Below are 23,850 nucleotides of genomic sequence, written 5' to 3'. Positions count from 1 at the left end.
TCGATTAGTCAACATGTGTCGTATAGTGGCGGCGTGAACCCGGATGATCCGCGGGCGCGGCGTACCCGCGCCCGTCTCAAGGCCGCCGTGCTGGACCTGGCCGCCCGGCAGGAACTGGGCAGCATCACCATGTCGGCGCTGGCGCAGCACGCCGAGGTCAACCGCGCCACGATCTACCTGCACTATCCGGACGTCGACGCGCTGGTCACCGACGCCATGGAGGACGCCGTCACCGCCGTGGCGCGGGCGGCCGCCCTGTGCCCGCTCGACGCCCCCCGCGACCGGCCGCCGGCCCCGCTGGCGGAGCTGTTCGACCACGTGGCCGCCAACGCCACCCTGTACGAGCGCATGCTGGGCGGCCAGGGCAGCGCCCGCTTCGCCGCCCGGATGCGCGAGCGGCTCACCGAGGAGCTGACCGGCCGCTTCGCCACCGGCAGCCGCCCGGCGGGGTTCGAGGACGTGCCCGCCGACGTGCACGCCGCCTTCCTGGCCGGGGCGCTCATCGGCGTGATCACCCACTGGGTGTGCGGCGGCCGCCGCGACGCCGCCGCGGCCCAGTCGTTCTGGCGCCTGTTCCGGCCCCCGGCCCCCGGCTGAGCCCCGCCGCCGCGCGCCGCCCTCCGGAAACCGGTGCAGGGGGCTCCGGGCCCTGAGCTCCGCTGCCGCCGCGCGCCGCCCGCTTGGTACGCTGCGTCGCGACATCGCCGGACAGGTCAGAGGCGTCGTTCCTCCCCTGGCAGCGGTCGCCCGCCCCGTCCCCGACCCGACCGCCAGGACCACACGATGACCATGCTGCCCGACGAGCTCAGGACCGCCCTGGACTCGGCCCTGGCCCGCTTCGCGCCGCACGACCTGTCCCGCGCGACGGAACAGCTCACCGAGCGCTACCGCACCGGCCCGTCCGCCGCCGCGCCGCACCTGCGCACCCCGGCCGACATCGCGGCCTACGCCGCCTACCGCATGCCCGCCACGTACGCCGCCGCGGGCACGGCCATGCGCATGGCCGCCGCGATGACCCCGGGCTTCGCGCCGCGGACGCAGCTCGACGTGGGCGGCGGCACCGGCGCGGCGGTCTGGGCGGCCGGGCCGGTCTGGCCCTCGCTGGAGCGGGTCACCGTCGTCGAGCACGACCCGCAGATCATCGAGCTCGGCCGGCGGCTGGCCAGGACCGCGCCCGTCCGCGACGTCACCTGGCGGCGCGCCTCGATCGACCCGGGCCTCGACCGGCCCGCCGCCGACCTGGTCACCATGTCGTACGCCCTGAACGAGCTGCCCGCGCAGCGGCACGCCGACGTCGTGCGCTGGCTGGCCGCGGACGCGACGATGGTGATCGTCATCGAGCCCGGCACCCCCGCCGGGTACGCCAACATCGTCACCTCCCGGGAGGCGCTGACCGGGTGCGGCCTGACCGTCGTCGCCCCCTGCCCGCACGACGGCCCGTGCCCGATCCGGCCGGGCCGCGACTGGTGCCATTTCTCCGTACGCCTGCCGCGCACCACCCTGCACCGCCGCGTCAAGTCGGGCACCCTCGGCTTCGAGGACGAGAAGTTCTCCTACGTGGCCGCCGTGGGGGGGGAGTGGCCGCGGGCGGCGGCACGCGTCCTGCGCCATCCGCAGAAGCGCAAGGGGCTGGTGTCGCTGCGCCTGTGCACCGCCGAGGAGGGCGTGCGCGACGTGGTCGTCTCCAAGCGGCAGGGCGAGCTGTACCGGCTGGCCCGCGACGTCGACTGGGGCGACGACTGGCCGGCCGCCGAGTGACCCGGCCGGGCGGTAGGGTCGGCGGAATGGATCATGATGAGGTGCTGGCGCTGTTCGACCGGCAGATGCGGCGGGAGGCGCGCCCCGACGGGCCGGACGTCAAGGTCGAGCGGGACGCCGACGTCGTCCGTCAGGTCGGCCCGCCGCACGCGTGGAACGGCGTCCTGTGGTCCGGCCTCGACGAGGGCGGCGCCGACGCGGCCGTCGCCCGCCAGGTGCGCTTCTTCGGCGACCTCGGCCTGGGCTTCGAGTGGAAGCTGTACGCCCACGACCGGCCCGCCGACCTGGCCGACCGGCTCCTGGCCGCCGGGTTCGCCGCCGAACCGGCCGAGACCGTGATGGTCGCCCGGGTCGCCGACCTCGACACCGAGGTGCGGCCGCCCGACGGCGTGAGCCTGGTGCCGGTCACCGACGCGGCGGGCGTGCGGGCGCTGGTCGAGGTGCACGAGCTGGCCTTCGGCGCCGACGGCAGCCGGCTGCGCGACCACCTGCTGGCCCGCCTGTCCGACGACACCGTCGTCCCCGTCCTCGCGGTGGCGGACGGGCGGGCGGTCAGCGCGGCCCGGCTCGACCTGTCCCCGGGCACGAGCTTCGCCGGGTTGTGGGGCGGCGGCACCGTGCCGGGCTGGCGGGGGCGCGGGCTCTACCGGGCGCTGGTCGCCTGGCGGGCCCGGCGGGCCGCCGCGCGCGGCTACGACTACCTCCAGGTCGACGCCTCCGACCAGAGCCGGCCGATCCTGCTCGGGCTCGGGTTCGTCCCGCTGACCACGACCACGCCGTACGTGCGGGACTGACCGCGCCGGTACCCTGGGCACACCCCGTCGTGACAAGGAGAGCGTTGCCCGAGAGGACCCCGCGCGAGCTCGGCCTGCTGGCCGACTGCGAGAGCTGTTTCGGCCTGTGCTGCGTGGCCCTGCCGTTCGCCGCCTCCGCCGACTTCGCCGTCGCCAAGGACGCCGGCCGCCCCTGCGTCAACCTGCGCGACGACTTCCGCTGCGGCATCCACGCCCAGCTCCGGGAGCGCGGCTTCCCCGGCTGCACCGTCTTCGACTGCTTCGGCGCCGGGCAGAAGGTCTCCCAGGTCACCTTCGAGGGCCGCGACTGGCGTGCCGCGCCTGAGACGTCCGGGCAGATGTTCGCCGTGTTCCCGGTCATGCGGCAGCTCCACGAGCTGCTGTGGTACCTCGCCGAGGCGCTGACCCTCGACGCCGCCGCGGAGATCGGCCCGGAGTTGCGGGCGGCGTACGAGGAGACCGAGCGCCTGACCCGCGAGAGCCCCGGCGTCCTGGAGCGGCTCGACGTGGCCGCCCACCGGGGTGAGGTCAACACGCTGCTGCTGCGTACGAGCGAGCTGGTCAGGGCCGGTCGGCGGGGCAGGGAGCACCGCGGCGCCGACCTGATCGGCGCCAACCTCAAGGGCGCCGACCTGCGCGCGGCCAACCTGCGCGGCGCCTACCTCATCGGCGCGAACCTGCGCGGGGCCGACCTGCGCCTGGCCGACCTGATCGGCGCCGACCTGCGGGGCGCCGACCTGTCCGGGGCCGACCTCACCGGCTGCGTCTTCCTCACCCAGGCCCAGCTCAACGCCGCCAAGGGCACCCCCGCCACGAAACTGCCCGCCGCGCTCACCCGTCCCGCCCACTGGACGGCCGCCGCCGGGCCGGAGCCGCGCGCCCGGCGCGGCAGGCAGGGCCGCCGCGGCCGACCTTAAAGGGACATGTAGTATCCCCTTTCATGCGCATGGGTGAAGGCGTCGAGTGGGGGCTCCACTGCTGCCTGGTGCTGGCGTGGCTGGAGGACGAGGCCCCGCTGCCCACCGGGCGGCTGGCGGCGCTGTTCGAGCTGCCGCCCGTCTACCTCAAGAAGCGGCTCCAGGCGCTGGTCCGCGCGGGCATCCTGACCTCGGTTCCGGGCGCTCAGGGCGGGTTCAGGCTGGCCAGGCCGCCCGCCCGGATCACGCTCATGGACGTCGTCGCCGCGGTCGAGGGCCCCGACGAGGCGTTCAGGTGCACCGAGATCCGGCAGCGCGGCGCGGGGGCCGAGGCGCCCGCCCGCGAGTTCGCGCACCCGTGCGGGGTCGCGGCGGCCATGCGCCGGGCCGAGCTCGCCTGGCGGCGCGAGCTGGCCGCCCAGACGGTCGCCGACCTCATGGACGCGGCTCCGGCGAACGCCCCCGACCGCGCGCGCCGCCACTACGAACGCCTTCGCGGCTGAATTCGACCCCGCCCGTGGGGCGCACACCTGGAAGGAGAATCGGGATGTTGAATGTCCCGAATAAGACGGAGTCCCGGGGCCTCGCCCCGACGCTGGTGCTGGCGCTCGGGACGTTCGCCGTCGGCACGGACGCCTTCGTGGTGGCCGGGTTCCTGCCGGACCTGGCCACGTCGCTGGAGGTCGCCGAGGGGGCGGCCGGGCAGTCGGTGACGGTGTTCGCCGTCGCGTACGCGCTGTCGTCGCCCGTGCTGGCCACCGTCGCCGCGCGGGTCCCGCGGCGGGCGCTGCTGGTGACGGCGCTGGTCGTGCTCGGGCTGGCCAACCTGGGGTCGGCGCTGGCGCCGTCGTTCCCCGTGCTGGTGGTCAGCCGGGTGCTGGCGGCGGCCGGGGCGGCGGCGTACACGCCGGGCGCGGGCGCGGTGGCGGCCGTCCTGGTGCGGCCCGAGCTGCGGGCGCGGGCGCTGGCCGTGGTGGTGGGCGGGCTGACGGTCGCGACGGCGCTCGGCGTGCCGCTCGGCGACCTGGCCGGCGAACGGCTCGGCTGGCGGTACGCGCTGGGGGCGGTGGCCGTGGCCTGCCTGGCGGTCGCCGCCGGGGTGTACGCGATCATGCCGGTGCTGCCGGGCGCGCCCCGGGTGCCGCTGCGCGCCCGGCTGGAGGTGCTGCGGCGGCCGGCGGTGACGGCCATCCTGCCGCTCACCGTGCTCGGGATGGCGGGCAGCTACACGGTGTACGCCTACAGCGTGCCCGCCCTGCGCGCGGTGGGCGTGGAGGGGACGGCGGGCATGCTCTTCCTGTACGGGCTGGGCGCCGTCCTCGGCAACCTGGCCGCCGGGTACGCCACCGACCGGTGGGGCGCGCACCGGGTGCTGCCGGTCGCGTACCTGGTCATGGCCGTCAGCCTGGGGCTGCTCGCCTGGATGGCGGCGGCCGGCCCGGCGGCCGGCCCGGCGGATGGCACAGCGGTCGGCCCTGCGGTCGGCCCTGCGGTCGGCGCGGCGGCCGGTGTTGCGGCCGGACCTGCGGTCGGCACTGTGGCGCTGGTCGGTGTGCTGGTGCTGGCGTGGGGTGCGAGCAGCTGGTGTCAGACGCCGCCGCAGCAGCACCGGCTCATCGCCGCCGCGCCCGGGGAGGCGCCGCTGGTGGTCTCGCTCAACTCCTCGGCGATCTACGCGGGGATCGGCGCGGGCACGCTGCTCGGCGGGCTCACGCTGCCGTCGGGCGCGGCCCTCACGTACGCGACCGGCGCGGCGCTGGCGGCCGCCGCCCTGCTGTTCGCCCTGGCCACCAGATCGGCGGGCGGCGCCCCCGAGTAACCGGCGCGTCAGGACGTGTGGTCGCCGAGGGATTCGAGCAGGTCGCGCAGGGTGGCGGCCAGCTCGTCGCGCCGTTGCCCGGTGAGCGCCGCCAACATCCGCTGCTCGGTCGCCAGATGGTCGGGCAGCGCGCGGTCGATCAGCGCGAGCCCCTCGGCGGTGAGCGTCACGTGCACGCCGCGCCCGTCGGAGTCGCTGGGCGTGCGCCGCACCAGCCCCCGCGACTCCAGCCGGTCGAGCCGCTGGGTGACGGCCCCGGAGGTGACCATGGAGGCGCGCATCAGGGCGGCGGGGGTCAGGCGGTGGGGCGGTTCGCTGCGCCGCAACGTGGCCAGCACGTCGAACGAGGCCCGGTCGAGCCCGTGCCCGGCGAACGTACGGCCCAGCTCGGCCTCGATGAGCCGGGACAGCCGCGACAGCCGCCCGATCACCGCCATGGGGGAGACGTCCAGGTCAGGGCGCTGCGCGTGCCACTGCCTGAGGATGTAGTCGACCTGGTCAGCCACCCTCGCAGCCTACAAGTGTCTTAGCGGTGAGGAAAATCACCTGGCCGGAACGTCGGCGTTCGGTTAATTTGTCTTAGTGCTAAGTAATCGAACGGGAACCGTTCTGCTGACCGCCCTCACCCCCGCCATCTGGGGGACCACCTATCTGATCACGACCGAACTGCTGCCGCCCGGCCGGCCCTTGCTGGCCGCGTTGATCCGCGCCCTGCCGGCGGGGCTGATCCTGATCGCGATCACCCGCCGGCTGCCCCAGGGGAACTGGTGGTGGCGTGCCCTGGTGCTCGGCGCGCTCAACATCGGGTTGTTCTTCGCGTTGTTGTTCGTGGGCGCCTACCGGTTGCCCGGAGGGGTGGCCGCCACCGTGGGGGCCATCCAGCCGCTGCTGGTCGCGTTGTTGTCGGCGGGGCTGCTGGGGGAGCGGCTGACCTGGCGCGTCGCGCTCGCCGCGGCGGCGGGCGTGGCCGGGGTGAGCCTGCTGGTGCTGCGCGCCGACGCCCGGCTCGACCTGCTGGGCGTGGCCGCCGCGCTGGGCGGCGCGGTGGTGATGGCCGTCGGGGTCGTGCTCAGCAAGCGCTGGAAGTCGCCCGCGCCGCTGCTGGCCACCACCGGATGGCAGCTGACGGCCGGCGGCCTGCTGCTCGCCCCGGTGACGTTCCTCGTCGAGGGGCCGCCGCCCGCCCACCTGTCCGGCGAGAACCTCGCCGGGTACGCCTACCTCGCGATCATCGGCTCGGCCCTGGCCTACACCCTGTGGTTCCGGGGCATCCGCGAGCTGTCGGCCACCAAGGTCACCTTCCTCGGGCTGCTCAGCCCGGTCGTCGCCACCGCGCTCGGCTGGCTGGTGCTCGGCCAGCGGCTCACGCTCGCGCAGGTCGCCGGCGCCGTCATCGTGCTCGCCGCCCTCCTCGTGGCGCAGCTCCAGCCCGTACGGCACCGCGCCGCGCCGCAGCCGCTGGAGGCCCCCGTGCCCGCGGGCGGGAAACGATGATCGCGTCCGACGCTAGGATCGGGCCGAGGAGGCCGGTATGAGCGTGCAGGCGTACCCCGTGACCGGGCCGGTGGCCGAGCACGGCGAGGGGCCCGTGTGGTCCGCCCGCTGGGGCGGCCTGCGGTGGGTGGACATGCTGGCCGGCGACGTGCTCGCCCTCGACGACTCCGGCGGCGTGCGGCGGCGGCACGTCGGCCCGGTCGCCGCGGCCCTGCGCCCGCGCGTGTCCGGCGGTTACGTGGTCGCCGGCGAACGCGAGCTGCTGCTGGCCGACTCCGACGACCTCGACGCGCCGCTGTGCCCGCTCGGCCAGGCGTGGAGCGATCCCGGCGTGCGCATGAACGACGGCGGCTGCGACCCCGAGGGCCGCTTCTACATCGGCAGCATGCCCTACGACGAGACCCCCGGAGCCGGCTCCCTCTACGTGGCCGGGCCGGACGGCGCGCTCAGCCCGGTGATCAGCGGCGTCACCGTCTCCAACGGCCTCGACTTCAGCCCCGACGGCAGCCTCGCCTACTACGCCGACACCGCCACCGGCCGGGTGGACGTCCTCGACCACGACCCGGCGGGCGGGCTCACCGGGCGCAGGCCGTTCGTGACGATCGACCCCGCCCAGGGCGCGCCCGACGGGCTGACGGTCGACGCCGAGGGCGGGGTGTGGGTGGCGCTCTGGCAGGGGTTCGCCGTGCACCGGTACACCCCCGGCGGGCGGCTCGACGCCGTGGTGGAGCTGCCGGTCGGCAAGGTCACCGCGGTCACGTTCGGCGGCCCCGGCCTCGACCGGCTGTACGTCACCACGTCGAGGCTCGGGGTGGACGCCCGGGAGCAGCCCGAGGCGGGCGCCCTGTTCGCGGCCGACCCCGGCGTGCGCGGCCGCCCGGTGCTGCCCACCACCCTGTGACGGGAGCGAAAGGCGATCAGCGGGGGTGGTCGCCGGTGGCGCCGTCGATCAGCTCGCGCAGGATGTCCATGTGGCCCGCGTGCCGCACGGTGTCCTCGATCATGTGGATGAGCACCCAGCGCAGGGTCACCCGGCGGCCCGCCCACGAGGTGCCGGGCTCGTCGAGGGGGAGGTCGGAGATCGCCTTGTCGGCCGCGGCGCGGGCCCGGCCGTAGAAGGCGACGATCTGCTCGGTGGTCTCCCGCTCGCCGATCGCGAAGTCGTCCTCGGGGGCGAACCACAGCGGCTCGGCCTCGCGGCCGAACGTCGAGCAGAACCAGCCGTACTCGACGGCGGCCAGGTGTTTGACGATGCCCAGCAGCGACGTGCCGGACGGTGTCATCGGCCGCCTGACCTGCTCCTCGCCCAGGCCCTGCAGCTTCCACACGATGACGTCGCGGTGCCGGTCGAGGCTGGCGTGCAGGCTCTCCTTCTCGCCACCGGACGGCGGCACTCCTGTTCCCATGCCCGCGACCGTAACAGCCGGGACCGACACGTTGCCGTCGCCCGGCGGGGGCCGCGATACTCCCTGCATGATCGGTCATATCGGCATCAACGTCCCCGACATGCGGGCGGCCAAGGAATACTACGACGCCCTGCTGCCGTACCTCGGTTTCAAGGAGTTCTTCAGCAGCGAGGAGGAGATCGGCTACATGCCGGCGGACGACAAGCCGGGCACGTACCTGTTCCTCTACCCCGCGCAGGAGGCCGGCGACTACTCGCGGCACCGCACCGGGCTCCAGCATCTGGCGTTCTCGCTGCGCAGCCGGTCCGCGGTCGCCGAGGCGCACGCGCGGGCGGTGGAGCTCGGCTCGGAGGTGCTGCACGAGCCCAGGGAGTTCCCCGAGTACCCGCCGCCCTACCACGCCGCGTTCTGGCTCGACCCGCACGGCGTCATGCTGGAGGCCGTCTGCCACTACGACCGCGACTGAAGCGCCTGGCGCGACGCGGTGGCTGCCGCTCGTGCACTGCCGGCCGCGCGACCTTGTGCGCGCGCCCGGCGAGCACGCATCGGGAAGGTCCTCAGCGGGGCGAACACATCGACGGTACGGCGAACGCGGAAGACACCGTGATCGCCAACACGATCACCGGCGGACTGATCCCAGCCCTGACCATCGAGACCCCGCACCTGAAGACGAGCGCGGTCACGCTCGACAAGCAGGCCGCCGGGTCGGTGGACGCACCCCTGGCTGACCGCCACGGCGATCGACGGCAAGACCATCACCGATGCGTTCATGACGGCGGCGACCGGCCGCCGGCTGGAGTTCGCGCCGCCCGGCAGCACCTGCCCCGAGATGCGGTTCATCCCCCGCGGGGCGGGCTCGAACTACACCCCGCTCCGCACGCGGGACGGCAGCTTCCCCGGCGAGGCCAGGTTCGAGATCAAGTCCACCACTCGTTGGTGACGGCCGCCTCCCAGACGACGATCGCCGCCGGGTACATGCAGATGCAGGTCCGCGACCCGACGCTGTCGAACCCCAACGGCGGGCTGATGGAGCTCGCCGAGTCCCCGCCATGTACGGCTACTTCCACAACAGCTCCGACGAGCAGTGCTGCTGGTTCGACAGCTCCGGCCGGACCTGGCACGTCGGCAAGTGGTGGGACTTCACCGCGCTCGGGCCGACCGCGGGAATCCTTACTCGCTCACGTTCTCGCCGTCCGGGTCCGCGCCGAACTCCCGGATCGTGTCGTGCGGCGCGGACATGGACGGCAATTTCGGCCCGATCAGGCGCGGTCTGTCCAGCCCGGTCTCCCCCACTCCGTCCGGGTCCTGGTACGTGACCGACTCCCAGGGGACTTTCTTCCGGATCGACAGCAGCTTCCCAGACGGGTTCGCCGCCTACTGGTGGGTCCATCGGCACTGACCCAGCATCCTCCGCTGAGGATCACAGGGGTTGGTCGTTGCGCTACCCGGTCACGACGCAGTACGGGACGCCGAAGTCCGCATGGACAGTGCACTTCGCCGCTTGCAGGCTATTGATCTTCGTCCAGACGCCCTTGGTCTTCCAGGACTGCGCGCCCTTGAAGTTCAGCATGTAGTCCTGGTTGTTGAACGTGAAGGCGTCCGCGTCCTTGAGGGAGTCGCTCGAACTGTATGCCGGGAGTGACACTTGCCTGCACGGGGCGTAGACCCAGTTAGGGGTGGTTCCTCCGCTGTAGTTCCAGACGTCGCAGCGGTCACTGCCCTCCCCGAGGCTGTAGGTGATGTGCATGCCCCAGGAGGAGCTGTTGATTACCTGACCGCCAGGTAGGGCCGTGGTGGCCGTCGCAGGACTGCTCGCAGCCATGAGCAGCCCTGTGAGGCCGAGCGCCATGATGCTGATCCTGCCTGCTCGGATCCGATGCCGCATGGTCTACATCCTTTCGTCGCCGGGATCTTCCCGTTGTGTCGCGCCCATTGGGCACGTCTGGCCGCAGTCTTGGCGGCTGATGGTTTGTCCGGAACCCCGATTCGCCATCTGGACAAAAATCGATCGCGGTACTGGTGGGCGCAGAGCCCAGTTCATCTCGCCGGGCCCAGGACCGTCATGCTGTTCCAGTCTGGACTGGAACACGCAGGTCAGCGCCCTTGCCTGTCGTTCGTTTGTTCTCGGTCGTTGTCTCGTTCACGCCTTGGAGGCACTGTGTCCGATCTTGTGCAGGTGTGGGACGCCGAATTGGCCTACACCTACACCTCCCTGGCCGAACGGGCGCCGCCGTGGCCCCCATGCGGACGGCGCCGAACCGATCTGGTGCGTCTATCCCGGCAACGGCCCATGGTCCTGCACCTGGAGGGCTGCCACCGACACCCTCGACTACGTCACCCGGTAGTCGCCCCCATTGGCGCGGCCGCCGGCGACCTCGCTCGAAGCCCGCACGAGTGGCGGCCCTTCCATGCCTGGAGGACCCTCATGACCGGCCCCAACATCCGCACCATCTTGGGCCACAAGACCCCGCCGGCATCGTCCACGTGATGAACGCGCTGCTCGCCTTCCTCGTCACCATCCGGCCCTGAACCTGACCGAGACCGCCGCGGGCTGGATGTCCACCATCGGCGCGGGAGTGCTCGCGCTCATCGTCACTTGGCAGCCCCGGCCGTGGGTGATCTCGACACTGACCGGCGCGGTGAACACCATCCTCACCGGCGTCTCGCACTTCTGGCTGGTGCTCACCTCCGTAGTCCCTTGTCGGGGCAGACCAAAGGCCCCTACCCGCCCGGGTGTATTAAAGGAGTCGTCGCAACACGATGATCACTGGTGGCGGCCGGCATGGCGAGCCGAGCGGCCTTTCGCAGTTCCCGCGTTGCTGGGACTGCGGAAACCCGTAGCCGGAGGTCAGCAGATCGTCAACGTGGGCGACATGAAGCCGACCGAGACCGGGGCGGTTCGGTAATCTCGGCTGATGGCGAAGATCTTGGTCACGGGGATGTCAGGCAGCGGCAAGTCCACGGCGTTAGAGATGCTGGCGGCCCGGGGTCATCGCGCTGTCGATACTGACACCGATCAATGGAGCCACTGGGTGACCCTGTCGGACGGATCTGCTGATTGGGTGTGGCGGGAGACGGCCATCAGCGACCTGCTCGCCGACCACGGTGAGGGGGCCCTCTTCGTGGCCGGCTGTAAGTCCAATCAGGGTCGGTTCTACCCGCAATTCGATCACGTCGTACTGCTCAGCGCTCCTGCTGAGATCATGCTTGCCCGCATCGTTAGGCGAACCAACAACCCCTTCGGCAAGCGCCCTGAGGAACGTGAGGCCATATTGCGCGACTTGGCCAACGTGGAGCCGCTCCTCAGGGCTACCTCCACTGTCGAGATTGACGCTTCTGCGCCGATCGACGAGGTCGTCCAGCAGCTTGAGGAACTCGCGCAAACGACGCCGTGATCAAGGGTTGTAGGAACAGGTACTCCAGCCTCACTGCTTCTGGGTTCAGGCGCAGGTTGCCAGGAGCTTTGCGAGGTATTCGGCCGGACTTCGTTAGGGCAGGTCGCGGGGTCTACGTTCCTGGGCCATGCCCTTCGAATTTCTCTCTGATGAGCGGATTGCCTGCCATGGCCGCTCCCTGAGGAGCCCTCGTCTGCGGAGCTGGAGCAGTTCTTCACGCTGGATCGCAGTGTTTTGGTTGCGCCGGCGTCGAAGCGGCGTCCGGCCACGAAGTTCGGCTGGGCCGTGGAGTGGGGCACGGTGCGCATGCTGGGGGTGTTCCTGACCGACGATTCGCTGGCCGTTCCGCCGGAGGCGGTGGTGTTCGTCGCCGAGCAGCTCGGCCTGGATCCGGCGCAGTTGGCCGACTACGGGCAGCGGCAGCAGACGGTGTACGAGCACGCCTGGGATATTCGGGAGTTACTGGGTTACCGCGACTTCGGCTCGTGCGAGAGCGAGGTGCGCCGGTACGTGGCGGCGCGGGTGCGGGCCTCGGCGGAGGGGCCTCAGGCGCTGTTCGACCGAGCCCGGATGTACATGCTCAAGATCGCATCCTGCTGCCAGGCATGACCGTGCTGGTGCGGCTGATCGCGATGTGCGGCGGCCATGGCGGCCGACCGCGCCTGGCCGGCCCGCGTCGTGCTTGGGGGCTGCCTGAGCACGGAGCGGCGCCCTTCTGGCCAGGTACGGAAGAATTCATGATCCCGCCGATCTGGAGGAGGCGGTGAATGCCGGGCGCCGGGCGCTGGACCTGATCCAGCCGGCTGGTGAGGGGCTCGCCGGTCTGCTCACCGGTGTCGGGGTGCCAACGAGGTCGTGGTCTCGAATACAGACCGCTTGATCAACGACTCCTGCCAGTCTCCAACCTCTTCACCTCGGATGATCTAATAGATGCATTGTGGATAAATAATATCGACAATAGGGCTAGGGTGGATCACATGAAGCTCTCCCTAGGCGTCGAGTGGGGTCTGCACTGCGTGGTGCTGCTGGCGCGCCTGCCCGCGGAAACCGTCGTACGCCGGGCCGACCTCGCCGACTACCACGGTCTGGCCGAGCCCAACCTGGCCAAGCACCTGCACGCCCTGACCCGGGCCGGAGTACTGCATGCCGCGCCGGGGCCCAAGGGCGGCTACCGGCTCGGCCGGCCGGCGGCCGACATCACCGTGCTCGACGTCGTCGAGGCGATCGACGGCACCTCCCAGCTGTTCGTGTGCACGGAGATCCGCCGGCGCGGCAGCGGCGCCCTCTCACCCGAACAGTGCGTCCGCCCCTGCCTCATCAACGCCGCGATGGGTGAGGCCGAACGCGCCTGGCGGGACTCGCTGCGCACGGTCACCATCGCCGGCCTCGCCGCTCGGATCCCCACACCTGTCACCATCACGGAATCAGCATGAAACTCCACTCCGTACTGCCGACAAGGCCGGCCCGCAAGCCGGTCCTGCTGCTGTCGCTGGGCACCTTCGCGCTGGGCACCGACGCCTTCGTCATCAGCGGCGTGCTGCCCGTGATCGGGCAGAGCCTCGGCGTCGGCGTCGGTGCGGCCGGCCAACTGATCACGATCTTCTCAGGGGTCTACGCCCTGGCCGCTCCCGTACTCGCTGTGCTGACAGGCAACTGGAACCGGCGTACCGCGCTGTTCGTGGCCATGGCGGTCTTCGTCGCGGCCAACCTGCTCGCCGCCGTCGCCTCCAACTATCCGATCATGGTGGTCGCCCGGGTTCTCGCCGCATTGTCGGCGGCGTTGTTCACACCCGCCGCCTCGGCGGCCGCCGCGACACTCGCCTCCCCCGGCGAACGCGGACGCGCGCTGGCGACCGTGCTGGGCGGCCTGACGGTCGCCAACGCTCTCGGGGTGCCGTTGGGAACCCTGATCGGCCAGACGGCGGGGTGGCGAGGCACGTTCGTGTTCGTCGCGGTCCTGGGCCTGATCGCGTTGGCCGGTCTGAGCTTCACCCTCGGCTCGATACCCTCGCCCGGTGTCGCCTCGTTCGCGCAGGGCCTGGCCGTGGCCCGGATTCCCGGCGTGCTGCCCACCCTTGTCGCCACCGCGCTGGCGATGGCCGGCGTGTTCGTCCTCTACTCCTACCTGGCCTGGTTCGCGGGCGGCACGGCGGGTGTCTCCGGCAGCGAGCTGACCGTGCTGTACCTGGTCGCCGGCATCACCGCGGTGCTGTCGAACCTGGCCGCGGGATGGCTGATCGACCATATGCCGCCTACCCGGGTAGCGGCGGTCGGCATGGCCGGTCTGCTGGTCCTCACGCTGGTTCTCGCCGCGCTCGGGTTCGCCGGGACCCACGTGGTGGTGCTGTGCGTGGCGCTCGGGCTCTGGTCGCTGATCGGCTGGCTGTTCAACCCCGCCCAGCAACAGCGGCTGCTCGGTGCGAGCGGCCCCACCGGTCCCATCGCGCTGTCGCTGAACTCCTCGGCGATCTACGCGGGTCAGGCGGTGGCCGGTGGCGTCGGCGCCTTCGCCGTGGGGGGTGGCCCGGGCGTGCTCGCCGTCGTGGCGGCCGTCGCGGTGGCTCTCGCTCTCCTGGCTCTGTACGTCTCGGCCCGCCGCTTCACTTCCACCCCCGTACCCATGGAAACTCCCGCCCGGACGGCGAGCCGATGAGCGACCTCGGCAACGGCTCGGCCGGCGAGGCCGGGCATATCCGAAGCATCGAGATCAGAAGGACTCCATGAGCACCACGTGCCGCCGAGTGATCCGGGCGCTCCACCGCATCGCCACTCCGGCCCGGTCTTCGGCCAGCAAGCGCAAGCGCGCCGCCGTCGCCTCCTTCACCAAGTGGGCGGTTCGCGGCTGGTGACGCGGACCCGAGCGGGGGGCCCGACGAGGACGCGTTCACTGAGATCGGGGTGGGGCGACATCGGCCTGGACTCGTGCCCGAGAAGCTAGCCAGAAACCCCCAGACCCGTCAGCGTAGACGGTGAGCGTTCCCGCTGGGATTACGGGCCTCTGCGAGCCAGCCGTTCCGCTCGGGATGCTGCGTATGAGGACGGCATCTTGTGGATAGGGGAATATGGACCCACCCCCGCCAGTGACACTGGTGCCGGCCGGACACTCTACTGTGACTCGCGCCCCACCCGCCTGCATCGCAGCCGACTCGGACACGGTGACAGTTGCCTGAACCGGCCCGGCAGTCCCGCTGGACCCTTCCGGTCCTTCAGGGCCGGGAGGGCCGGGGCGTCCGAGCGGGCACTTCTCGCCATGGTGGTGGCCAGGGATGGCCCTGTCGTCAGCTTCGGCGGGCCGCTTACTGATCATGACCATGGGTTTGCTGTAGCGGGATTGGCGCTGCTGGGCCAGGCGGTGCGGCTTGCGGATGGCGCGGCCCGTGTGCAGCGCCCGAGTCAGCTCGCGGTGCAGGTCGCCGCGGCCTTGGACGTAGCGCCCGGTAGATGGTCTCGTGGCGCACGTGCATCTCGGCCCGCTCGGGAAAGTCCGGCGCAGGCTGCGATGATCTGGCGGGTGGTCAGCCACCACGCGCCCTTCGAGCTGCGAGATCTCATCGCCAGTCGCGAGACGCGCCCCGACCGTGCGACGCGCGACCGCCGTCGGGAAGTGCCCGGCCTGAGCCGGCGTGGCGTGGACGCCGCCGGACACCTTCTGCTCGCCTCGACCGGTGTGCCCCTGACCGGCTCGTGCGGGTAGATCGCCTCGTCCAGCAGAACCGGGAGGTCGCCGGCGAAGGCGGTCCGAACCCGGCTCGCCGTCGAGGTGTCGGTGGTGATGCCGAGCAGGGCGGCCACCTCCCGGTCGGCGTGGCCGAGAGATGACGGAGATGGTCACTCCCGTCGAGGTCGGCCGCGGTGCAGCACTCGGACCAGGGAGGGTGCCGTGGCCGGTCGGCTTGTGCAGAGTCAGGTCCACGGTCTTCGGGTTGGGGTCTTGGACGACCATGCCTATGGCGGCGTTGCGGCGGATCAGTCCCTCACCCTTGAGGTTCTTGTAGATGTTGTTGAGGGGGCTGTTCGAGCCGATCACGTCGCGTTCGCGCAGGTCGCGCGAGGACGGCAGGACGCTGCCGGGCGGGTATCGGCGGTCGAGGATCTCAACGGAGAGGTCGTCGGCGACCTGGACGTAGAGGAGGTGCCCTTCTCGGCCATGCGCTCATGTTCTACGTAGGACATGAGCGAGCGCGCCGGCTGCATCGACCGATTCCGCCGAAGGCCGGCCCGACGGCCTCTGGGGCATCGGGCCGGCCCGCATCGGCCGGATTACGAGTCCTCGACGCAGCCCGTCTTCATCCACCTGATCTGGATGACGGTCACGGGGGTTCGGCTTCTGGGCCACTTGTGTCCCGCCGCAGGGTTGGCGTCCGTGGCGCGGCCAATGCACTGTTTCTCGGCGAACCCGTTCCCATAGACGTATGTGACCTTGACGTTGTCATGGGGATCGGGCAGGCCGTTGTTGAAGAAGGATCGGACGTTCTTGTACGGGCTGTCCTCCACACTGGAGTAGCCGCCGTCCGGCCAGGTTTCGCCTCGGCCAATGCCGATCTTCGTTCCTGCGGAGATGACCTCTGTCGAGTACATGCAGAAGTCTCCGGCCGCGCAGCCGTACAGGGTGGAAGAGGAAAGGCCGGCCGCGCTCGCAGGCGCCACGAACGTCAGCCCTGCCAGAGAGGCGGCAGCTACGGCAGCCGGGATGGACTTTCTCAGCATGAGATCTCCTCGTTGGTTGGTCTGGAACCCCGATTCGCCACCCGGGCAAGGTTGTCGGCTGGTGCGAATTCGCGAACGCAATCCGAACAGGTTCTGGTGGGCCGTCATATGGCGGACGACCCACCGTGGTCCAGCAGCGCGCCTCAATCCCGGCACAGAATGCACGGGGCGCGTCCGGGAATGAGTCAGGACCAGCGTTTGATTGTCCAGTATCCGTTCTGCACCGGGTTTATCGGCCCACAGTGCACGCGGAGATCGAGCGTGCCGGCTTCGTCGTAGAGGGTGCAGCGGGAGAAGTAGTTATCGATCGAACTGAATGCTCCGGGGAAGCGCCAACCCATTGCGAACCATCGCTGGGAGGCGTCTGTCGAGCACCCGGCAAGCACCACCCCATCGGTCCCTTCGTCTCTGCCGGTCAGACAACGGCCAGGGAACCTGACGCTCTCCAGCGAGTAGACGTCGAGAGCCCACTCGTGGAGTCTCCAGAGCTGCCACCCCTCTTCTGGCTTGCCTGCTTCTTTGTTGCATGCCCTGGTGTGGACGTTGCCCGTACCGGCGTCTATGCAGTCGCCGGTTCCTTGGTTGATGATTCTGACGATTGGATCGGCGGCGGCGTGGGCTGGGCTGCTCGACAGCCCGGTGATCGTGAGCCCGATGACCGCGAGGACGCTGGCCAGCGTGCGAGTCATGCTTCCCTTTCTCGGCCTGGGCGCTTTTGATTTCCGCACGGATCTCTCCTTTGTTCGATCGGTGAGCCGGTGACGTCACAGGTCATGACGGCGACGGCTCTCAGCTTCGGCGGCCGCGGAATTGTCTGGAACCCCGATTTGCCATCCAGACAAAACTCTGCGCGTGGCACTGGTGGCCGGAGCCAGTTCATCGCGCCGGGGCCGGGCTCGTCGCCATGTTCCGGCCTGAGCGGGAACACGCAGTTCAGCGCCCTTCCTGTCGATGTTCGCGGCATGTACTTCGCCGCCCTGTGCAAACATCGCGGAGCGTATGAGGACCGCCGAGTGCCGATTCCGCCCCGAACTGGTCGCCATCCTGCGTGCCCACATTGAACCTTCGGCGTCGCCTTTTACGGTCGCCTCTCTACACCGCGTGGTGATGGCAGAAGGCCGCACTCCGGCGTTCATTCCCGAGCAGGTGGACACCCCTCTGGCGAGCCGTCCTCACGACGTGCGGCACGCGGCGGTGTCACCGTGGCTGAACGCCGGTCTCATGCTGGAGGCGGTCCGCCACCACGACCGCGATCGACCTCGCCGACCGCGGTCCCGCGCCCCGGGGGCTGGACCGCCCCGAGCCGGGGAAGGCTCCTTGTCGGTGCCGCTGCGTAAGGTGCGGGCGTGGACCGGTGTGCGATCTTCAGGTGCGAGGGGGTGAGGGCTAGCCTGGAGCATGACGTCCCGCACGGGCCCGGCGGCAGGCCGGGCGTGGACGACGCGCGGCCCGATGTCATGATGTCCCCGACGCTCGACCGGGAGGAAACGATCGTGGGGCCTTTCGCGGGCGGTGGGCTGCCCCCGGACGACGTCGTCGTCGCGGCGCTGCGGGCCGGGGACGAGTCGATGTTCGCCGCGCTCCTCGACACCTGGTCGCGGGGGATGTTGCGGGCGGCCAGGTCCTACGTGTCCACCGACGACTCGGCCGAGGAGGTCGTGCAGGACACGTGGCTGGCGGTCATAGGCGCCATCGACGCCTTCGAGGGCCGCTCCTCGGTCAAGACGTGGGTCTACCGCATCCTGGTCAACACCGCCAAGAAACGCGGCCTGCGCGAGAGCCGCACGCTGCCGTGGAGCGCGTTCGAGCCGCCCGCCGAGCCGGCCCAGAAGGTGGACGGCCCGACGCCGGAGGGCGCGGTGCTCGCCTCGGAGGCGCGCGGTCTCATCGGCGAGGCGCTGGCCGGCCTGCCGCCCCGGCAGCGGATCGTCATCACCCTGCGTGACCTGGAGGGATGCACGTCCGAGGAGGTTTGCGAGATCCTGGAGATCTCGGCCGCCAACCAACGGGTGCTCCTGCACCGGGCAAGGGCCACGGTCCGCGACCGGCTCGAAGGCTACTACCAGTCCGTGAAGCGGTCAGAATAGGTTAAACGGTTCAACGCTCAGAGGTGAGGCGGTCAACGTCGTGAAGCGGTTCACGTGCGACGAGCTGGTAGAACTCATCACCGCCTACCTTGACGGCGCTCTTGACCGGCCCGAACGCGAGGGGTTCGAGGCGCACGCGGCGGCCTGCGCCGACTGCGCGCGGCAGCTCGACCAGTTCCGCGAGACCGTCCGGGCCCTGCGCGAGCTCCCGCCGGAGCGCAAGCTGTCCGACGGCACGCGCGACCGCCTGATGTCCGCGTTCAGAGCCCGCCGCCACCGGGGCTGACGGCCGCCCCCACCGGGGCTGACGGCCCCTTTTCCGCACCAAGGGCCGCAAAAGGGGCAAATCTCGGCAGATCATCAGATTTCCGTGTAACGCTGGCGGGTCTCGCGGGTCTGTAAGCACATGCGCCACGCGATGACCGGCCCGGCGGCCGGCGGGTCCGGCGCCTCGGGAGCGGCCGGCGAGCCGCTCCGGGGCGTGCCGGAGGTGGAGGAGTTCGCACGCCGGTGCTTCGCCCCCGCCCCGGGCGACCGGGTGGGGGCCGAGCTGGAGTTCCTGATCTTCGACCGGGCGGACCCGGCGCGGCAGGTGCCGATGGACCGGGTGAAGCGGGTCGTCCCGGCGCTGGCCGGCGGGAGCCGGGTGACGTACGAGCCGGGCGGCCAGATCGAGCTGTCGGGCCCGGCCGGGCCGCCCGCCGAGGCCATCGGACGGCTGGCCGCCGACGTGGCCGCCGTCCGCGCGGCGCTCGGGCGGGCCGGGCTGGTGCTGGGCGGCGTGGGGCTCGACCCGCTGCGCCCGGCCCGGCGGCAGCTCCGCCAGCCGCGCTACGACGCCATGGCCGAGTTCCTGGGCCGCCCGTACGGGCCGCTGATGATGTGCTCGACCGCGTCCGTCCAGGTGAACGTGGACCTGGGGGAGCGGCCGGCGGTCCGGTGGGAGCGCGCCAGGCTGCTCGGGCCCGTCCTGACCGCGGCCTTCAGCAACTCGCCGCTGAGCCGCGGACGCCCCTGCGGCTGGATGTCGGGCCGCCAGGCCGTCTGGGAGAACCTCGACCCCACCCGCACCGCCCCCGTCGACGGCTCCGGCGACCCGGCGGCGGCCTGGGCGGCGTACCTGCTCGACGCCCGGCTCATGCTCGTCCGCGAGGACGAGCGAAGCTACCGCGCGGTCGGCGACGGCTCGACCTTCCGCGACTGGCTCGACGGCGCGGGCGAGCGCCCGCCCACCCCCGACGACCTGGCCTACCACGCCACCACGCTGTTCCCGCCGGTCCGGCCGCGCGGCTGGCTGGAGATCCGCTACCTCGACGCCCAGCACCCGGACGACTGGCCGGTGTGCGTCGCCGTCACCCACGCGCTGATCACCGACGACCGCGCCGCCGACGCCGCCCTGTCGGCCGCCGAGCCCGTCGCGGGCCTGGCCGAGGTGGCCGCCAGGTGCGGCCTGACCGACCCGCGGCTCGCCCGCGCCGCCGAGGCGGCCTTCCGCGCCGCGGTCGAGGCGCTGCCCCGGCTCGGCGCCCCCGCCGATCTGGTCGACGACGTGTCCGGCTTCGCCGCCCGGTACGTGAGCGCGGGCCGCTCCCCGGCGGCCGACCTGATGGACCTGATGACGGACCCGGCACGGCGCCTGCCGGCCTGGCTGAGCGGAGAAGGACGGGCATGAACGACATCAAGGAACGCATCGCCGCCGAGCTGACCGCGGTGCGCGACCGTTCGCTGACCTACACCGAGGCCGAGGACGACCTCCTGCTGCGCCAGCACTCCCCGCTGATGTCGCCGCTGGTGTGGGACCTCGCGCACGTCGGCAACTACGAGGAGCTGTGGGTGCTGCGCGAGGCCGCCGGCATCACGCCGCTGCGCCCCGAGATCGACGACATCTACGACGCCTTCAAGCACCCCCGCAAGGACCGTCCCACCCTGCCGATCCTCGGCCCCGAGGAGGCCAGGAAGTACATCGGCGGCGTGCGCGGCCGGGTGCTCGACGTGCTGGACGCGATCGACCTGGAGGCCGCCGCGCCGCTGCACCGCGACGGGTTCGTGTTCGGCCTGGTCATCCAGCACGAGCACCAGCACGACGAGACGATGCTGGCCACCTGGCAGCTGTCCCGGCAGCCCGGCCTGGTCCGCGACGGCGACCTGCCGCCGGGCCGCGCCACCGGCCCCGCCGAGGTGTACGTCCCCGCCGGCCCCTTCCAGATGGGCACCGGCACCCTGCCCTGGGCCTACGACAACGAGCGCCCCGCCCACCGGGTGCACCTGCCCGCCTACTGGATCGACCGGCTGCCCGTCGGCAACGCCGCCTACGCGGCGTTCGTCGAGTCCGGCGGCTACGACGACCCGCGCTGGTGGCACCCGGACGGCTGGCGCTGGCGGCAGGAGAGCGGCGCCACCGCGCCGCTGTTCTGGACCCGGGAAGGCGGCGCGTGGTGGCGCACCCGCTTCGGCCGCGCCGAGCCCGTCCCGATGGACGAGCCGGTTCAGCACGTGAGCTGGTACGAGGCCGACGCCTACGCCCGCTGGGCGGGCCGGCGGCTGCCCACCGAGGCCGAGTGGGAGAAGGCGTGCGGCTGGGACCCGGAAGCCGGGCGGGCCCGCAAGTACCCGTGGGGCGACGAGGACCCCCGTCCCGACCTGGCCAACCTCGGTCACCGGGCGGCCCGGCCGGCCCCGCTGGGGGCCTACCCCGCCGGGGCGAGCGCGTACGGGGCCGAGCAGATGGTCGGCGACGTGTGGGAGTGGACCGGGTCGTGGTTCCAGCCCTATCCCGGGTTCCGTAGCTTCCCGTACAAGGAGTACAGCGAGGTCTTCTTCGGGCAGGAGTACCGGGTGCTGCGCGGCGGCTCGTGGGCGGCCGACCCGGCGGCGGTGCGGACGACGTTCCGCAACTGGGACTACCCGGTCCGGCGGCAGATCTTCACCGGCTTCCGCTGCGCCCGCGACGCCGAGCGGGCCTAGATGTGCCGGCACGCAGCCTGGCTGGGCGCCCCGCGCCCGCTGACCACGCTGATCCATGAGCCGCCGCACGGCCTGCTCGCCCAGTCGTACGCGCCCCGGCGGCAGCGCCACGGCACGGTCAACGCCGACGGCTACGGCATGGCCTGGTACGACCCGGCCAGGCCGGAGCCGGTGCGCTACCGCCGCGCCATCCCCATCTGGGCCGACGCCAACCTGCCCGCGCTCGCCGAGATCGCCCGCTCCGGCTGCCTGATCGCGGCCGTGCGGTGCGCCACGACCGGGATGCCGGTGGAGGAGAGCGCCACCGCGCCGTTCGCGGGGGGCGGCTGGCTGCTCAGCCACAACGGCCGGGTCGAGCGCGACGCGGTCATGGACCTGGCCGACGACCTGCCCGAGAGCCCCTGCGACTCGGCCTGGCTGGCCGCCGCCGTGTTCGCCCGCGGCAGCGCCGGGCTCGGCCTGGCCGCGGCGCTGGCCGACGTCGTCGTGCGCGCGGGGGAGAAGGACCCCGCCGCCCGCCTGAACCTGCTCGCCTGCGACGGCACGGCGCTCGCCGCGACCGCCTGGGGCGACACCCTCTTCTTCCGCGCCGACCGGGACGGCGTGTACGTGGCCAGCGAGCCGCTCGACGACCGGCCGGGCTGGCAGGCGGCGCCCGACCGCAGCCTGCTCACCGCCACGCCGGACGACGTACGCGTCCAGCCGTTGTGACCTTTTCAGGAGGATCTCGTGCCCGTCACCCAGCCGACCGTCCATGTGATCAACCATCTTGACCCCGGTTACCTGCGCCAGGCGCTCGAACACGACGTCAGGACCGGGCTGACGGCCACGCCCAAGTGGCTGCCGCCCAAGTGGTTCTACGACGAGGCGGGCAGCGACCTGTTCTCGCGCATCACCCGGTTGCCCGAGTACTACCCGACCCGCCGCGAGCTGACGATCCTGCGCGCGCGGGCGGCCGAGATCGCCGCCGCGAGCTGCGCCGACACGCTGGTCGAGCTGGGGTCGGGCACGAGCGAGAAGACCGTGGTCCTGCTGGACGCGCTCACCGCGGCGGGCACGCTGCGCGCCTACACGCCGGTGGACGTGGACGCCGTCACCCTGGAGGCGGCGGCGCGCCGGCTGGGCGGCCGCCACCCCGGCTTGGAGGTGCGGCCGGTGTGCGCCGACTTCGAGCGGCACCTGCGGCTGCTGCCGCGCTCGGGCAGGCGCATGGTGGCCTTCCTCGGCGGCACGATCGGTAACCTCGAACCGGCCGCCCGCGAGGTGTTCCTGAAGGAGGTCCGCGCCACCCTGCGGCCCGGCGACACGTTCCTGCTCGGCGCCGACCTGGTGAAGGACACCGGGCGGCTGGTCGCGGCCTACGACGACGCCGCCGGGGTGACGGCCGCGTTCAACCGGAACGTCCTGCGCGTGGTGAACCGGGAGCTGGCGGCCGGGTTCGAGCCGGAGGCGTTCGAGCACGTCGCCCTGTACGACCAGCGCAACGACTGGATCGAGATGCGGCTGCGGGCCACCCGGGACATGCGGGTACGGGTCGGCGCGCTCGGCCTGACCGTGGACTTCGCCGCGGGCGAGGAGATGCGGACCGAGATCAGCGCCAAGTTCCGGCTGGAGCCGCTGGGGGAGGAGCTGGCCGCGGCCGGGTTCACCGTCCTGCGGTCGTGGACCGACCCCGCCGGCGACTTCGGGTTGCTGCTGGCCGGGGCGTGATCGCCGCACGCTGGCGGGCCGCCCGCTCGGCCGCGCCGCCCGGACACCTGGACGCGGCCGGCTGCAACGTGCCCAGCGACCGGACACTGGACGCGACGGTCGAGCACCTGCGGCGCGAACGCGAGCTCGGCGGGTACGCCGCCGTGCCGGGACTGACCGCGCCCAGGGCCGCGCTGGCCGCCCTGACCGGCGCGGACGCGGCCGACGTCGCCTTCCTGGAGAGCGGCACGGCCGCGATGGCGGCGCTGCTCGGCGGCTGGCGGCTGCCGCCGGGCGCCCGGGTCGGCTTCACCCGCTCGGAGTACGGCAGCACGCTCATGCTGCTGCGCCGCCTGGCCGCCGACCGCGGCTGGACCCTCGCCGAGCTGCCCGCCGACGACGACGCCCACCTCGACCTCGACGCCCTGTCCGCCGCCCTGCGCCGCGGCCTGGACCTGGTCACCCTGCCGCACCTGCCCTCCCACCGGGGCACCGCGCAGCCGGTCGGCGAGATCGGCCGCCTGTGCCGGGAGGCTGGCGTGCCCCTGGTCCTGGACGTGTGCCAGTCCCTCGGCCACCTGGACGTCACCGGCGCGCGGGCCACCGCCTACGTCGGCACCTCCCGCAAGTGGCTGGCCGGGCCGCGCGGCGTCGGCTTCCTGATCGTGCCCGGCCTCACCGAGGACATGGACGCGGCGGCCCCCGCGCTCGGCGGCCACGTCTGGCTGGAGGACCCGGCGCGCACCGGGCCGCTGCCCGGCGCCGCGCGCTACGAGAGCGCCGAGTCGGCGGTCGCGGCGCGGATCGGCCTCGGCGTCGC

The 23,850-nt window shown here is 72.2% G+C and carries 27 protein-coding genes and 3 pseudogenes; 22 read left to right on the top strand and 8 right to left on the bottom strand.

Annotated elements, in window-relative coordinates; genetic code table 11:
• Positions 1-33 precede the first annotated feature (33 nt).
• The 6 genes from ACWEJ6_RS23665 (at position 34) to ACWEJ6_RS23640 (ending at position 5,288) form a co-directional block, all read left to right on the top strand.
• Complete coding sequence (locus ACWEJ6_RS23665) at positions 34-597, top strand: TetR/AcrR family transcriptional regulator (protein WP_358299528.1); 564 nt, start codon at positions 34-36, stop codon at positions 595-597.
• 186 nt (positions 598-783) lie between these two features.
• The gene (locus tag ACWEJ6_RS23660) at positions 784-1,758 is read left to right on the top strand and encodes a small ribosomal subunit Rsm22 family protein (RefSeq protein WP_452426170.1); all 975 of its coding nucleotides are present in this window, start codon (positions 784-786) and stop codon (positions 1,756-1,758) included.
• A 26-nt stretch (positions 1,759-1,784) separates the two neighbouring features.
• Entirely contained in the window at positions 1,785-2,552 is a 768-nt protein-coding gene (locus tag ACWEJ6_RS23655) for a GNAT family N-acetyltransferase (protein WP_452426168.1), read from the top strand.
• A 44-nt stretch (positions 2,553-2,596) separates the two neighbouring features.
• A complete protein-coding gene (locus ACWEJ6_RS23650) occupies positions 2,597-3,469 on the top strand; it encodes a pentapeptide repeat-containing protein (protein WP_452426166.1) in 873 nt (290 codons plus the stop codon).
• A gap of 23 nt (positions 3,470-3,492) precedes the next feature.
• Entirely contained in the window at positions 3,493-3,972 is a 480-nt protein-coding gene (locus tag ACWEJ6_RS23645) for an RrF2 family transcriptional regulator (RefSeq protein WP_357981488.1), read from the top strand.
• Positions 3,973-4,016: 44 nt separating this feature from the next.
• On the top strand, positions 4,017-5,288 hold the full coding sequence (locus tag ACWEJ6_RS23640; protein ID WP_452426164.1) for an MFS transporter: 1,272 nt from the start codon (positions 4,017-4,019) through the stop codon (positions 5,286-5,288).
• Positions 5,289-5,296: 8 nt separating this feature from the next.
• On the opposite strand, the gene ACWEJ6_RS23635 is transcribed toward ACWEJ6_RS23640, so the two are convergent.
• Positions 5,297-5,794, bottom strand: coding sequence for a MarR family winged helix-turn-helix transcriptional regulator (locus tag ACWEJ6_RS23635; RefSeq protein ID WP_387674047.1), 498 nt, complete (start codon positions 5,792-5,794; stop codon positions 5,297-5,299).
• Between the two features lie 76 nt (positions 5,795-5,870).
• On the opposite strand from ACWEJ6_RS23635, the gene ACWEJ6_RS23630 reads away from it, so the two are divergent.
• Together ACWEJ6_RS23630 and ACWEJ6_RS23625 are read left to right on the top strand one after the other, a co-directional pair.
• The gene (locus tag ACWEJ6_RS23630) at positions 5,871-6,782 is read left to right on the top strand and encodes an EamA family transporter (RefSeq protein ID WP_452426162.1); all 912 of its coding nucleotides are present in this window, start codon (positions 5,871-5,873) and stop codon (positions 6,780-6,782) included.
• Between the two features lie 37 nt (positions 6,783-6,819).
• The gene (locus tag ACWEJ6_RS23625; protein ID WP_452426160.1) at positions 6,820-7,683 is read left to right on the top strand and encodes an SMP-30/gluconolactonase/LRE family protein; all 864 of its coding nucleotides are present in this window, start codon (positions 6,820-6,822) and stop codon (positions 7,681-7,683) included.
• A 16-nt stretch (positions 7,684-7,699) separates the two neighbouring features.
• Here the strand turns inward: ACWEJ6_RS23625 and ACWEJ6_RS23620 are convergent, their stop codons facing one another.
• Positions 7,700-8,188 (bottom strand): DinB family protein, encoded by a 489-nt coding sequence (locus ACWEJ6_RS23620; RefSeq protein ID WP_397158404.1) that lies wholly within the window; start codon positions 8,186-8,188, stop codon positions 7,700-7,702.
• Positions 8,189-8,255: 67 nt separating this feature from the next.
• Here ACWEJ6_RS23620 and ACWEJ6_RS23615 point away from each other — a divergent pair, with 67 nt between their 5' ends.
• The gene (locus ACWEJ6_RS23615) at positions 8,256-8,654 is read left to right on the top strand and encodes a VOC family protein (protein ID WP_387674040.1); all 399 of its coding nucleotides are present in this window, start codon (positions 8,256-8,258) and stop codon (positions 8,652-8,654) included.
• A 303-nt stretch (positions 8,655-8,957) separates the two neighbouring features.
• Positions 8,958-9,128 (top strand): hypothetical protein, encoded by a 171-nt coding sequence (locus ACWEJ6_RS23610; RefSeq protein ID WP_452426158.1) that lies wholly within the window; start codon positions 8,958-8,960, stop codon positions 9,126-9,128.
• A gap of 501 nt (positions 9,129-9,629) precedes the next feature.
• Here the strand turns inward: ACWEJ6_RS23610 and ACWEJ6_RS23605 are convergent.
• Together ACWEJ6_RS23605 and ACWEJ6_RS23600 are read right to left on the bottom strand one after the other, a co-directional pair.
• Positions 9,630-10,037 carry a hypothetical protein gene (locus ACWEJ6_RS23605; RefSeq protein WP_452426156.1) on the bottom strand — a complete coding sequence of 136 codons (408 nt, stop codon included), beginning with the start codon at positions 10,035-10,037 and terminating at the stop codon, positions 9,630-9,632.
• Between the two features lie 663 nt (positions 10,038-10,700).
• Positions 10,701-10,874, bottom strand: a complete 174-nt coding sequence (locus ACWEJ6_RS23600) for a hypothetical protein (protein ID WP_452426154.1) — start codon at positions 10,872-10,874, stop codon at positions 10,701-10,703.
• Between the two features lie 229 nt (positions 10,875-11,103).
• Here ACWEJ6_RS23600 and ACWEJ6_RS23595 point away from each other — a divergent pair, with 229 nt between their 5' ends.
• From ACWEJ6_RS23595 to ACWEJ6_RS23575, 5 genes are all read left to right on the top strand, one after another.
• Positions 11,104-11,583, top strand: a complete 480-nt coding sequence (locus ACWEJ6_RS23595) for an AAA family ATPase (protein WP_452426152.1) — start codon at positions 11,104-11,106, stop codon at positions 11,581-11,583.
• Positions 11,584-11,745: 162 nt separating this feature from the next.
• Positions 11,746-12,192 (top strand): DUF4158 domain-containing protein, encoded by a 447-nt coding sequence (locus ACWEJ6_RS23590; RefSeq protein ID WP_452426184.1) that lies wholly within the window; start codon positions 11,746-11,748, stop codon positions 12,190-12,192.
• Between the two features lie 368 nt (positions 12,193-12,560).
• On the top strand, positions 12,561-13,016 hold the full coding sequence (locus ACWEJ6_RS23585; RefSeq protein ID WP_452426150.1) for an RrF2 family transcriptional regulator: 456 nt from the start codon (positions 12,561-12,563) through the stop codon (positions 13,014-13,016).
• Positions 13,013-14,236: an MFS transporter gene (locus ACWEJ6_RS23580; protein WP_452426148.1), complete on the top strand. Its 1,224-nt coding sequence runs from the start codon at positions 13,013-13,015 to the stop codon at positions 14,234-14,236. Before ACWEJ6_RS23585 ends, ACWEJ6_RS23580 begins: the two co-directional genes overlap by 4 nt.
• 67 nt (positions 14,237-14,303) lie before the next feature.
• Positions 14,304-14,432: a hypothetical protein gene (locus ACWEJ6_RS23575; protein WP_452426146.1), complete on the top strand. Its 129-nt coding sequence runs from the start codon at positions 14,304-14,306 to the stop codon at positions 14,430-14,432.
• A gap of 395 nt (positions 14,433-14,827) precedes the next feature.
• Here the strand turns inward: ACWEJ6_RS23575 and ACWEJ6_RS23570 are convergent.
• The 4 genes and pseudogenes from ACWEJ6_RS23570 to ACWEJ6_RS23555 form a co-directional block, all read right to left on the bottom strand.
• Positions 14,828-15,068: pseudogene (locus ACWEJ6_RS23570) on the bottom strand (IS30 family transposase); the annotation flags it as partial.
• A 509-nt stretch (positions 15,069-15,577) separates the two neighbouring features.
• Positions 15,578-15,676 (bottom strand): annotated as a pseudogene (locus ACWEJ6_RS23565) (hypothetical protein); the annotation flags it as partial.
• A 167-nt stretch (positions 15,677-15,843) separates the two neighbouring features.
• Positions 15,844-16,290 (bottom strand): hypothetical protein, encoded by a 447-nt coding sequence (locus ACWEJ6_RS23560; RefSeq protein WP_452426144.1) that lies wholly within the window; start codon positions 16,288-16,290, stop codon positions 15,844-15,846.
• Positions 16,291-16,475: 185 nt separating this feature from the next.
• Positions 16,476-16,979 carry a hypothetical protein gene (locus tag ACWEJ6_RS23555; RefSeq protein WP_452426142.1) on the bottom strand — a complete coding sequence of 168 codons (504 nt, stop codon included), beginning with the start codon at positions 16,977-16,979 and terminating at the stop codon, positions 16,476-16,478.
• Positions 16,980-17,669: 690 nt separating this feature from the next.
• Between ACWEJ6_RS23555 and ACWEJ6_RS23550 the strand changes: the two genes are divergently transcribed.
• The 7 genes and pseudogenes from ACWEJ6_RS23550 to ACWEJ6_RS23520 form a co-directional block, all read left to right on the top strand.
• Positions 17,670-18,377, top strand: coding sequence for an RNA polymerase sigma factor (locus ACWEJ6_RS23550; RefSeq protein WP_358299560.1), 708 nt, complete (start codon positions 17,670-17,672; stop codon positions 18,375-18,377).
• A 40-nt stretch (positions 18,378-18,417) separates the two neighbouring features.
• On the top strand, positions 18,418-18,663 hold the full coding sequence (locus ACWEJ6_RS23545) for an anti-sigma factor family protein (protein WP_358299563.1): 246 nt from the start codon (positions 18,418-18,420) through the stop codon (positions 18,661-18,663).
• A 120-nt stretch (positions 18,664-18,783) separates the two neighbouring features.
• Positions 18,784-20,049, top strand: coding sequence for an ergothioneine biosynthesis glutamate--cysteine ligase EgtA (gene egtA / locus ACWEJ6_RS23540; protein ID WP_452426140.1), 1,266 nt, complete (start codon positions 18,784-18,786; stop codon positions 20,047-20,049).
• On the top strand, positions 20,046-21,341 hold the full coding sequence (gene egtB, locus ACWEJ6_RS23535) for an ergothioneine biosynthesis protein EgtB (RefSeq protein WP_452426138.1): 1,296 nt from the start codon (positions 20,046-20,048) through the stop codon (positions 21,339-21,341). The genes egtA and egtB overlap by 4 nt, the downstream gene beginning before the upstream one ends.
• Positions 21,342-22,052, top strand: coding sequence for an ergothioneine biosynthesis protein EgtC (gene egtC, locus ACWEJ6_RS23530; protein ID WP_452426136.1), 711 nt, complete (start codon positions 21,342-21,344; stop codon positions 22,050-22,052).
• 18 nt (positions 22,053-22,070) lie between these two features.
• Positions 22,071-23,051 carry an L-histidine N(alpha)-methyltransferase gene (egtD, locus tag ACWEJ6_RS23525; RefSeq protein WP_452426134.1) on the top strand — a complete coding sequence of 327 codons (981 nt, stop codon included), beginning with the start codon at positions 22,071-22,073 and terminating at the stop codon, positions 23,049-23,051.
• A pseudogene (locus ACWEJ6_RS23520) lies at positions 23,003-23,833 on the top strand (aminotransferase class V-fold PLP-dependent enzyme); the annotation flags it as partial. The gene egtD and the pseudogene ACWEJ6_RS23520, both read left to right, overlap by 49 nt.
• Positions 23,834-23,850: the final 17 nt, after the last annotated feature.

It is taken from the genome of Nonomuraea sp. NPDC004702 (assembly GCF_053601695.1).
The sequence above is the reverse complement of the archived record's forward strand: the minus strand, read 5'-3'. Positions and strand labels throughout refer to the sequence as shown.